The 11757-nt window shown below is 55.5% G+C and carries 10 protein-coding genes; 8 read left to right on the forward strand and 2 right to left on the reverse strand.

Annotation, left to right across the window (positions count from 1 at the left end; all coding sequences use genetic code 11):
- Positions 1-35 precede the first annotated feature (35 nt).
- Both ALO80_RS01635 and ALO80_RS01640 read right to left on the reverse strand, forming a co-directional pair.
- Positions 36-584, reverse strand: coding sequence for a DsbA family protein (locus ALO80_RS01635; protein WP_055007691.1), 549 nt, complete (start codon positions 582-584; stop codon positions 36-38).
- Between the two features lie 206 nt (positions 585-790).
- Complete coding sequence (locus tag ALO80_RS01640; protein ID WP_282959732.1) at positions 791-1486, reverse strand: tRNA (adenine(22)-N(1))-methyltransferase; 696 nt, start codon at positions 1484-1486, stop codon at positions 791-793.
- A gap of 164 nt (positions 1487-1650) precedes the next feature.
- On the opposite strand from ALO80_RS01640, the gene ALO80_RS01645 reads away from it, so the two are divergent.
- From ALO80_RS01645 to ALO80_RS01680, 8 genes are all read left to right on the forward strand, one after another.
- Complete coding sequence (locus ALO80_RS01645; protein ID WP_055007693.1) at positions 1651-2034, forward strand: RidA family protein; 384 nt, start codon at positions 1651-1653, stop codon at positions 2032-2034.
- 209 nt (positions 2035-2243) lie between these two features.
- On the forward strand, positions 2244-2939 hold the full coding sequence (locus tag ALO80_RS01650) for a hypothetical protein (RefSeq protein ID WP_055007694.1): 696 nt from the start codon (positions 2244-2246) through the stop codon (positions 2937-2939).
- On the forward strand, positions 2936-3844 hold the full coding sequence (locus tag ALO80_RS01655) for a hypothetical protein (RefSeq protein WP_055007695.1): 909 nt from the start codon (positions 2936-2938) through the stop codon (positions 3842-3844). Before ALO80_RS01650 ends, ALO80_RS01655 begins: the two co-directional genes overlap by 4 nt.
- 226 nt (positions 3845-4070) lie before the next feature.
- Complete coding sequence (hrpB, locus tag ALO80_RS01660) at positions 4071-6605, forward strand: ATP-dependent helicase HrpB (RefSeq protein WP_055007696.1); 2535 nt, start codon at positions 4071-4073, stop codon at positions 6603-6605.
- 796 nt (positions 6606-7401) lie between these two features.
- On the forward strand, positions 7402-9354 hold the full coding sequence (locus ALO80_RS01665) for a carbamoyltransferase C-terminal domain-containing protein (RefSeq protein WP_055007697.1): 1953 nt from the start codon (positions 7402-7404) through the stop codon (positions 9352-9354).
- Between the two features lie 14 nt (positions 9355-9368).
- Positions 9369-9572 carry a hypothetical protein gene (locus ALO80_RS01670; RefSeq protein ID WP_055007698.1) on the forward strand — a complete coding sequence of 68 codons (204 nt, stop codon included), beginning with the start codon at positions 9369-9371 and terminating at the stop codon, positions 9570-9572.
- A gap of 28 nt (positions 9573-9600) precedes the next feature.
- On the forward strand, positions 9601-10476 hold the full coding sequence (locus ALO80_RS01675; RefSeq protein WP_055007699.1) for a phytanoyl-CoA dioxygenase family protein: 876 nt from the start codon (positions 9601-9603) through the stop codon (positions 10474-10476).
- A 27-nt stretch (positions 10477-10503) separates the two neighbouring features.
- Positions 10504-11757 (forward strand): ATP-grasp domain-containing protein, encoded by a 1254-nt coding sequence (locus tag ALO80_RS01680; protein ID WP_055007700.1) that lies wholly within the window; start codon positions 10504-10506, stop codon positions 11755-11757.

Below are 11757 nucleotides of genomic sequence, written 5' to 3' on the forward strand. Positions count from 1 at the left end.
GCGCAGTGTGCGGCCTGACTGCATTCCGGAACGCATCAGCTTGCCTGGGCAATTTCCGACACCCACTTCGATACTGGGTCGCCACTGCTCAAACCCGGCTGCACAAGACCGTCGATCATGAAGGTCGGCGAGACGTGTATGCCGTTCTGGCGAGCGTATCTGGCGTGCCATTTCACGGCCTGTTCAAGCTCGGGATCGGCGAATGCCGCCGCCAACGCGAGGCCGCTGTAACGCTCGATGCGCGCGATGATGTCGTTGGGCGTCGCGTCCATATTCGGGCCGCTGGCGTGGTGTTCAAATTCGAACTCTTCACGGTGCGATGCTACTGCCGTCATGACAGCCTTGGCGCTTTGCTTGCCGTCCTCAAGGGTCGCAGCCGCCAGAATGCAGCGCACGATGACACCCGAAAACATGTGCCACGGCTGCGATTGCAGACGAATTTTGACGGTAATCCTGTCTTCTCCGGCCTGAGCCAGCAGCTCATCGAGCTTGAAGAAGGCCTTGACCGAAAAAGGGCAGGTTGGCTCAAGGAAGACTTCGAACAAGCGAGGCCCGTGGCCCCAGGAAAGTGCGTCTGAGTGCATGGTCGTATTGCTCCCGTCGATGGTTATGCAGAAGGCGCGGGGCGCACAGGCACAAGAAGTGTTCTCCCGAACCTCTCTCGTCCTCACGCTCCGCGTCACATATTGGAGCGTTGCGCCTGATTCAGGCTGTACCAAAGCAGGCACCTTTAAAGCCTGAACTGCGGATCATGCGGGTTTGAGAGCAGGTTCGGGCATGAGTTCGATTTTCAGGCCAGCAACGCGTTAATCCACCGGACCTGTTGTGCAACCTCCTGCAATTTCTCTTCGCTCACGGCTTTCTGCGCACGTTCGAAATTACTCAGCGTTTTTTGTTTTTTGCCTGACAAGCGCTGCCACTTCAGCAGAAACGCCGGGCTGCGCGCCTGCATCTGAAGCGGGCCGAAATACAGTTCCTCGGCGGTGTACTCCACGGGGCCCGTGTGCTCGGCAACGATGATTTCGTAGTCGAAACGATTTTCCCGCAGCACTTCTTCGCTGACGATGCGGTAATCATGTTCCATAAGCCAGAGACGCAACGGCTGCTCGCCGCCGTTGGGTTGCAGGATCAAGCGTTCCTGACCGCTCAGGCGCGCCTTGCCCGCTTCAAGGATGTCGCGAATCGTCTCGCCGCCCATGCCGCAGAGACTGATCGCCGTGATCGCGTCTTGCACTTCTATCGCTGCCAGACCATCGGCCAGGCGCACGCTGACCTGATCTTCCAGATCGTTCTCGCGCACGGTGCGCTCGGCTGCGCAGAACGGTGTCAACGCCACTTCGCCAGCCACTGCCGACGCAATGACGCCACGGTTCAGCAGCGCCACCGGCAGATAGCCGTGGTCCGAGCCGATATCGGCCAGCCGTGCACCGTGTGGCACATACGTCGCCACACGCTCAAGGCGCATGGACAATCTGTGTTCGTTCAACGGTAACCCCTTTCACCACGAGCGTCCGGCAGCATGGCCGGGTCCGGGCGCGATTCTGTAGAGCAACGCGGCGCATTTCAACTTTGCGTGACAAAGCCCACCGCTCGACCCCTACCGGACGCTCGCGTAGGCTTGGTGTTTTCCATCATCAAAGCAGATATCCCATGGCGAACGCAGACATCACCTTCACCCCGGATCCCGATCCGGAATCCATTTCCTCGGACGTCGCCGACTTCAACGGTGTGCTGGTCAGCACCCAAATCCCCACTCGTCCCGATGGCAGCCTGGAGCTGGGCGGCATCACCGAGCAGAGCGAATGCACCCTGCGAGCCCTGAAAGACGCACTCGAACGCGCCGGCAGCTCGATGGACCGGGTCATGCACCTGACCATCTACCTGACCGACATGGCTGATCGCGCCGCATTCAATGAAGTGTACAAACGCTTCTTCAAACAGCCGTGGCCCGTGCGCGCAGCAGTGGGCGTGGCGGCGTTGGCGGTTGAAGGGATGCGGGTTGAAGTGACGGCGATGGCGGCCAAAGCGGGCTGATATGGCTGGGCGCGTCGGTGTTCATGCCGTATTGACTGCCGGGGCCATCTTCAAATCAACGTCAGCACTTGACCATCCCTGTGTTGGTTGCACGAAGTATGGCCTGGGCGCGCGCGTAAGAATGGATAAAAAATATCAATAAGCCACTATTGTTACAGCGTTGACTGCCGATACAGCCGTCATCGTTTTTAACCATAGGGACTTGAGATATGTCGTTTCATACACTTCGCACCTTTGCAGCCATGACGTTGCTCGCCTTTCTGGCACTCACCGGCTGCGCCCATGTTCAACCCCCTGTACCTCTCGATCAGCAGTTCTGGAATGCCAAAGAACCGACTATCGGTGTGGCGATTACTGTAGTGCCACAACCTGTTTTGGCACTTACCGGCAATCAGGGGCTTCTGGATCTGGCGATCAATACCGGCGTCAACAGCAAACTCAGTGGCAATGTCGAAAAATGGCAGGTACGCGACCTCAATACATTGCCCGATGTTATCGTCGCCAAGCTGCAGGCCAAGGGTTACAAGGTCAAACGAATCAATGAACCCGTGGACCTCAAGATCTACAAGGAAGTGAGTTTCCGTGAAGGCTACACGGTTCGCGATTTCACGCCGATCAAAGCGACTTACGGCGTTGATCGCCTGCTTTTAGTTAACGTCCAGGTAACCGGTGCCACGCGCAGTTATTACAGCGTGGTTCCTACCAGCGTGCCTATGGCGCAGGTCGGCGGGCAAGGCATGCTTGTCGATCTGTCTGACAACAAGCTGCTGTGGTTCAAACCATTTACCGCAGTACAGGCTGCTCAAGGTGAATGGGACGAGCCGACGTACGCCAATTTGACCAACGCGTTCTACCAGGCCATGGACATGAGCCGTCAGCAAATGATCACCGCGTTCGAACAATGACGCGTCTGCCGATCACGATTACCGCCTGTGTCCTGCTGATGCTGTCAGGTTGCGCGCAGAAGCCCGTTCAACAGGCCGGTTTCAAGTCGCAAGACGCGGTTTCCTACGTCCAGGCCCATGGGGTCAAAGTAGACATGCAGCTGCCGCAGGCATTTGTAGGTGCCAGCACTGTAATGGACGCCGAAGCCGTGCAAAAGGCTGCATCGTCCAGCCATATGCTGATTGCGAGTTCGGGCAATGCCGCGGGACTCGCCGGTCTGCTGGTTGCCAGCCTGATCAACACTCAGATGGGCAGCGGCAGCTTGCAACGGGATGCGGAAAAAGCCGCAGCCAAGGAGTCTCAGCCACTGGCCAGTCTGCTTGCCGGCGTGCCTTTGCAGGAGCGTCTACAGCAACGCTTCCAGCGAGCCTCGCTGGCGGCGGGTATCAAACAGGGCATTGGTGATATCAGTGCGCGCCTGGTGATAGAGCCCAAACTGATGCTCACACCCGATCGTGGCAGTTTCGTGCTGATCAATCAGGTACAGGTCCAGGATATTGCCGGTTCAGCGTTATATCGCATGCGCATCGAGGTCAGTAGCCAGCCGATTCGGCGCTGCGGCAAACAATGCATCGACGATGGCACTCTTGATCTGACGCAAGTCACAGCGGCCCTTGACGAGTGCATTGAAGAGTCGATGCGCCTGCTTGCCGCTGACCTGATGCTGCCTGCACCGCCGGAAGCAGCCCAAGAGACCTTGCGCTATGTGCTGAACGGGCAACGTGTAGTCGAGCGTGGCTACCAATTGGCCGGCAACGGTAATTATTGGCGCTATCGCGATCTTTACGGCGCCGTGAAGTCAGTCCCCGTGCCTTTCGAGGACGCGTTGACGCAAGCGCAATTGCAGACGGTGTACGGACGCTAGAAACGCATCCGGATACTCCCGGCAGCCCGTGAATGAAGGCTGCCGGCTACCTGATGCATTTTTTATCCCCTTGGCAGTTGCTCAGCACTGCCGGCTGTTTGGCAGCAACGCTATCTGTACAGGGCTGTGCATCGCATCATGCAGACGAAGGCCGCTGTACCAAAAGACTCTCTCTGATTCCCCAACCCCACCCCGGTATACTCCCCGCATCTCTCCGGGAGCCCCCATGATCTCGTTACCCATCGATGCCGTCCTGCCAGCCCTGCGCCAGGCCCTGACCACGCGCCACGAAGCCGTACTCGAAGCCCCTCCCGGCGCGGGCAAAACCACGCGTGTGCCGCTCGCGCTGCTTGAGGAAACCTGGCTGGCGGGGCAGACCATTCTGATGCTGGAGCCTCGGCGACTGGCGGCAAGAGCAGCCGCCGAGCGGCTGGCCAGTGAGCTGGGCGAGAAGGTCGGTGAGACGGTGGGTTATCGGATTCGTCTGGAAAGCCGGGTCGGCCCGAAGACGCGTATTGAAGTGGTGACTGAGGGGATTCTCACGCGTCGTTTGCAGGACGACCCTGCGCTGGAAGGTGTGGGGCTGCTGATTTTCGATGAGTTTCACGAGCGCAGTCTGGACGCCGATCTGGCATTGGCCCTTAGCCTCAATGGTCGTGAGCTGTTTCGTGACGATCAGCCGCTGAAGATTCTGCTCATGTCGGCCACTCTGGAAGGCGAGCGGTTGGCGGCGTTGCTGGACGATGCGCCGGTGGTGCGCAGCGATGGGCGGATGTTTCCGGTGACGATGCAGTGGGGACGTCCTTTTCAGCCCGGTGAGTTCGTTGAGCCGCGCGTGGTGCAGACGGTACTGGATGCGCTGGGCAGCGAGTCCGGCAGCCTGCTGGTGTTTCTGCCGGGGCAGGCCGAGATTCGTCGGGTCAACCAGCAACTGGCAGAAGCGCTGGGCGAACGCGTCGATATTCTGCTTTGCCCCTTGCATGGCGAGCTTGATCTCAATGCGCAACGCGCTGCTATCGAACCGGCTCCCGAGGGCACGCGTAAGGTGGTGCTGGCGACCAATATTGCGGAAACCAGCCTGACCATCGACGGCGTACGCGTGGTAGTTGATGCCGGACTGGCGCGGGTGCCGCGTTTCGATCCGGGCAGTGGTATGACGCGTCTGGAAACACAGCGCATCTCCCGCGCCAGCGCCACTCAGCGGGCCGGGCGGGCAGGGCGCCTGGAACCGGGGGTGTGTTACCGGCTTTGGTCCGAAGCGCAACACGATCAACTGGCCGCCTACGGTGCGGCAGAAATTCTTCAGGCGGACCTCGCCGGGCTCGCGCTGCAACTGGCGCGCTGGGGCGTCACGCCTGCGCAACTGGTCTGGCTCGATGTACCGCCAGCGGCGGCTTATGCACAAGCGCAGGATTTGCTGGTGCGGCTTGAGGCGCTGAGCAATCAGCCGGGCCAACCGCCAGCGCTGACGCCCCACGGTCAGGCGATGGCCGAGCTGCCCGCCCATCCGCGCATCGCGCACCTGCTGCTGCGCGGTCATGCATTGGGCTTGGGCGAACTGGCGTGTGACGTGGCCGCACTGTTGGGCGAGCGTGATATTCTGCGCGGCGGTGGTGCCGATCTACACAGCCGCCTGACCTTGCTGACGGGCACCGAGCGTGCTGCGCGTGGCGCACAGGGCGGCGTGCAGCGAGTTAAACAGCTAGCACGGCAATATCGCGGATACCTCCGCGGCACCGTAAAAAGCCCGGTCAGCGATCCCGATCACTCTCGCTGGTTGGGCGCTCTACTGGCGCTGGCATACCCGGATCGCGTGGCACAGCAACGTCGCCCCGGCGGTGCTGAATATCGATTGGCCAACGGTCGCGCTGCACTTTTCGCCGAGGCCGACGCACTGATGAAACAGCCGTGGCTGGTCATCGCAGATTTAGGCAGCCGTCAGGGGCAGCGCGAGGAACGCATTTACCTCGCTGCCGAATTCGATCCAGCGCTGTTCGACTCTGTGCTGGCCGAGCAAGTCATCACCGTGGACCAGATTGACTGGGATGAGCGCGAAGGCGTGTTCCGCGCAGAACGGCAGCGCAAGGCGGGCGAGCTTATTATCAGCCGCGAACCGCTGACCGGCCTCGATGACGCAGCCCGCAGCCAGGCATTGCTGGCGCTGGTGCGTCGTAAAGGCCTGGAACTGCTGCCGTGGACACCCGAACTGCGCCAGTGGCAGGCGCGTATCGCGCTGTTGCGCAGCCTCGATATCGACAAAAGCGCAGCAAGTGAATGGCCCGACCTGAGTGACGCGCAACTGCTGGCGACACTCGAAAACTGGCTGACGCCCTACCTGGGCAAAGTCACCCGGCTCAGCCACTTCAGCCAGCTCGACCTGTCCTCCATCCTGCGCAACCTCCTGCCGTGGCCAATGCCGCAACAACTGGAAGCACAGGCTCCGCAGACCATCCAAGTGCCCTCTGGCTCGAATGTCCGTATTGACTATTCAGAGCACCCGCCAATCCTTGCTGTACGGCTACAGGAGCTATTCGGGCTGGCCGAAACGCCTCGGATTGCTCACGGGAAACAACCGCTGACACTGCATTTGTTGTCGCCCGCCCGGAGACCTGTACAGGTCACACAAGATCTTGCCAACTTCTGGCGGAGTACCTATGCGGAAGTGAAGAAAGATCTCAAGGGTAGATACCCAAAGCACTTTTGGCCTGATAACCCTTTGGTGGCAGAGGCGACCGCTAGAGCCAAGCCTAGGAAGCCATGAGTGCGGTTATCCCCAGTCAATTATTCAGAAAACTAGGAATTACAGTAAGCGGGTTCTCTTGGGCAGCTCGAGTAGCGCTGATCCTGTCGCAATGGTGGGTCGTGCGCCGCTACCGTCCCAGAGCTGCGAAAGAACGATCTCTACGATGAACTCGCTGCAGTGTCCGTCGTCATGTGTCGAGTCATCATGTTCAAGGGTTTATCAACTACACGTTCAGCGAAGGCCCTGCTCCGGGTACAACTACTGCGATGAACTAAAGCCGTCACCTTGCAATAGAGCTACCCTCCGCGCTCAGTAAGTGCTGATGGAGCAGGCTCATGGACAGAACATATGCCTCGTGAATGAGTCCGGGAATTCCGGCCTTGATACGTCAAAGGCTGAAAGCTCGGGATTCTTCATAGTGTGCTCCATTCGGGTAGCAGAGAACGACTTGGAGGCTCCCTATACCCAAGCTGCAGAAGTCCGAAAGCGTCATTTATTTTCTTCTGCTCGGGCGTCAGGGCTTTGCTCTGCTATCGAGGAGATAGTGCGAGAAACAAGGCACATGGGCAGGACTCCAACTTAAAATACAAGACAACAAAACCATGAAGTAGGCAAAGGCTGCTGCAGCTTCGTGTGATTTACAACCTACCAAAACAGGTAGGTCCGGGTAAGACGGCAAGGTGGTAAGGTTATAGCAGAGATGAGGCTATCAGAAGATCGAAAAGGCAGTCATAACTCGGTTGGCCTTAACGCTCGGCGCATTTCTATAAAAAAATCTTCCCGAATCACGTCATCGCTTGGACATAAGCTAAACATGAAAATTCTAGCCTTACACTATGGTCATGACTCGGCCGTATCGTTAATTTCAAATGGCGAAGTAGTAGCGTGCCAGTTATCTGAACGAGTAAAAAAGAAAAAACTTTTTATTGGTGTGAATTCAGAGTTGATTGAGTTGTTTCTCAAGGAGAACAAGGTAGATCCAAGTGAGATCGACTGCATTGCCGTCACCTCGACGCAACGCGAAGATTTATACATCGAAGTGGGAGGGGTTTTGGATATATCTTACCATCGCCATCCCGACGACAAAATACCTTCGCTGGTTGAAGAGCACTTGCAGAAACATCATCTGGACCCGGTGGACTTCTTCTTGGGCGATACCCCAAAAGAAAAAGAGCTGAGGTTGCGCCGTATGATGATCCCTCACGCGCTCAGTCCGCTCTTTAGAGAAAAAGCAGTTGCCTTCACATACCTTCCTTGGATGGATTTTGCAAAAGTCAACCATTCCACGCCATACGCGTCACTCAAGGGAATTGTCCAAGAGCTGAGTGATCCGGCGATAACGTTTGACAACGCAGAGTTCGGATTTCATTTTCCGGCGACGGCTAAATTTTTTGGCCGAGAAATGCCCTGCTACTTGATCAATCACCATGCTGCACACGCTGCAAGTTCTTACTATCTCTCCGGTCATAGTAAGGCCGGCGTGATTACCGCTGACGGTGGCGCAGGCGGCATGAGAGGCGGGTGGTTCTTTCATGGGCATGACGAACGGTTGACGCCTATGGCCCCTCACTACCTGGAAATTGGGGGGCTCTATTCCGAGACGTCAAAGTCAATAATAAAACTGGGAGGCTCTCCTGACGGTAAAATGATGGGACTCGCTCCTTACGGGAAACCCACGCTCTACTCTGAATCGTATGTTGGAAATGCCTGGGACTTCGACCAGCTCGAGAATAACGGACGTTTTCCAAAGGCTGCCGAAAAGCGCTACGCATGGCACGAGCATATTACTCAAAAGGCTCGAGAGTTTGGCTACGACCTTAAGGTCCTGGGTGATCCGGACAAAGTGCTTGAGTCCGCCAACACCGACATGGCCGCCACCCTTCAAAAAATGTTCGAAAGAACAATGTTGGTCACGTCCGAAGCGCTTCGCGAGTTGATCGCCAATCGCGGTTTGCAGGCTGATGCACTGTGCCTTGCTGGAGGGTGCATGCTGAATTGCCCATCCAACTCAAATATTTATGATAATCAAATATTTCCCGATGTATTTGTTCCCCCATTTACCGACGATAGCGGTTGTGCTATAGGCGCAGGCCTGTGGGTGTACCACAACTTCTTCAAGGGTGCACTTGTGGACAGGTCCGGGGCGCTGCCGGTGTCCCCATACCTTGGCAATCCCGTGAGCGATGATGAGTGTCTCGCTGCACTTGAAGCCGCTAAAGGCATTAATTTTTCTCGTCCTGCAGATCCAGGAGCGGCAGCAGCGGATGACTTGATTAACGATAAAATCATCGCTTTCTTTGACGGGAACAGTGAAGTCGGGCCTAGAGCACTTGGGCACCGGACGTTGATTGCGGATCCTAGAAAAGCAGAAAACTGGCCGAAAGTTAACAACATCAAAACGCGTGCCTTGTGGCGTCCCTTTGCGCCAGCGGTATTGAAAGAGGAGCTGCGAACTTACTTTGAGGGGGGGCCAGATAACTCACCTTACATGCTGTTCAACGCGACCACCAAGGGACTTGGGTTACCTGCAATTACGCACGTTGACGGCACGGCCAGGGTGCAAACAGTAACCGAGGAGAACGGTGCCTTTCATGAGGTGATTAAAGCTTTTCACCGGAAAACCGGCTGTGCCGTAGTCATGAATACATCGTTCAATGGGCCAAATGAGCCGGTGATTGAACGTCCGTTCGAAGCGATAGAGTTTATCCGTAACTCGCCAGGCGATGTCGTCCTGTACCTGAATGGCTGGCGCGTCACCAAGTCTTGAATTTGGAGAAGTATATGACAAATATAGTTGAGTTCAGGAACCGCCTTGGCACGGATAAGAAGATGCAGGCGGAACTATTTGAGTTGGAGCCCGAAGCCGGCGCCTACACAGCCTATGCAAATCGAAATGGATTTTGCGTCACACTGAGTGATGTCGAGGCCATCTTCAAAGATCTGTTCTGGTTAGCCCGCGTCGGCGACGACATTGACCACGCATAAACATTGTAGAATTGATCGAGAATGTGAAATGTTTAGTCTTACAGGTGTTCAAAAAAAGCAATTTAAAGAAGATGGCTTCATTATTTGTGATGAGATTATCAACCAGGAAGACGTTGAACTCTTGCTCAATCGATTTGAGGTGATATTCGACGGTGAGTATGAGACCGGTCTTGATCCGGACGAAGTCAACTGGAAGAAGAATCGTGACTCAGAGAGTCTGACGCGACAAATTTGCAACGGTTGGAAATCCGATCGGTATGTTGCAAGCGTGATACTCAGATCAGAAATTGGCAGAGCGTGTGCGTACCTCGGTGATTGGCCTGGCGCGAGGCTGACTCAAGACAACCTGTTATGGAAACCCCCTGGTGGGCGGCCAATCGGTTTTCACCAAGACTCTTCATATGAAGAGTTTATCGTGCCCAACGAGTGGGTGAGTTGCTGGATTGCGCTGGATAATACTTCCTCCCTCGGTGGAACAGTGGAGTACGTAAAAGGGTCACATTTGTGGGAAAAGACCGGAAAAATTCGGCAATTCCATGGGCCTAAAGACCCGCATGAAAATCTGAGAAGAGCAGCAAGTCGAGCGGGTTTAGAAGACTTTGACACTGTCAAAATCGAAGTGCCCGCCGGGGGCGGAACTTTCCACTCGGGTTGGATATGGCACGGATCGGATGTGAATAAAAGGGATATACCCCGCCGTTCCATTGTTGCCCACTGTATGTCATCGGAAGCCAGGTTCCATCCAAATCCTGTGACCACCAATCGGACGTATAGCCGGTTCAAACGGTTTGGGGATCAACACATGGACGAGACCCACTTTCCCATTCTGTGGAGAGAGGATGGTTACGCGTCTCCTTTTATAGCTCCCTACTCGGCTCGTCAGTTGGGCTGGGCGGAAGGGTAATCGTTGATCACAGGAGGGATGTTTTAAATGAAGAAGATTTTAGTCATCGAAGCTAAGCCGACAGGTGAGTGTGAGAAAACAGGCTATTCAGAGTTTAAACATCGGTACGAACTGTTTTTTTTGATTTCATCAGATAAGTACAAGTCGGTGTATGGACCGAACGTACGCGTCGTCAAAAAGAACACCGCGACTGATTTCGTCGAGGAGGCCATGTCATGGCATGCACAGGAGCATTTCGATGCCGTCGTCACCCTGTCGGAATGGTCTGTACTTGTGACGTCCATGATCAGCAAGCGATTGAAGTTGCCTGGCATCGATCTGGAAGCGGCAATCATTTCCAGAAATAAATATCTGATGAGACAAGCCCACCAACGTGGTGGGGTTCCTCATCCTCAATTTCATCTTGCGGTCGATCTGGACGACGCGTTAAAGACGGCTCGTGAATTCACGTATCCCGTCATCATAAAGCCAACGCTGGGAGCATCAAGCGAGCATATATACCGCATTGATTCGGATGCGGAAATGAGAAAACTGTTTCCAACGGCTCACTCGGAGTTACAGAAAAAATCCATTTCGGATCTAGAGCCAGAAGTTGAATATAGAGGTCCCTCAGGCATATTGGTCGAGTCATTCCTTGATGGATCAGAGCACAGTCTGGAGGCTATCGTCTGGGATGGGCAGGTCTACATCGGCGCAATCGGTGACCGGCTGTCGCCAGAGGGGGCCACATTCGATAACGATATTTATACGATGCCCACCCGGTTGACGGCACAGCAAATCGATGAGATACGCTCATTGGTTACACTAGCAGCGTCGGCCCAAGGCGTAAACAGAGGCGTCCTTCATCCTGAGATTCGGTATCACGGTGGTCGGCCTTATTTGATTGAAATGGCGGTTAGAGCGGGAGGTGGACCCATTTCGCACATGACACGTCACGCCTACTCTTATTGCGCAGTCGAATCATCGCTACAGATTGCACTGGGGAATCAGCCCGCATTTACCGAGTTAACAACGTCGGGTCAGGTTGTTGTCGCAATTGCCATTATTTCAGAGGGCGGGGTAGTGAAAAGTATTTCTGCTCCGGAAGAAGTAGACAGTAATAAGAGTATTATTTACTTTAAATTGTTTCAGTACCCGGGCTCGATAATTAATCGACCACCGCATGGCAACGACTTGCTGGGCCAGATCACAGCTTCATCCGCGACGTTGGAAGAGGCGTATGCACTGGCTGAACAGACGGCTAATAAGGTAAGCGTTTCGTTCGAAGGTCAATCCATTTAA

The sequence above is a fragment of the Pseudomonas caricapapayae genome (genome assembly GCF_001400735.1).
GTDB classification, from domain to species: Bacteria; Pseudomonadota; Gammaproteobacteria; order Pseudomonadales; family Pseudomonadaceae; genus Aquipseudomonas; species Aquipseudomonas caricapapayae.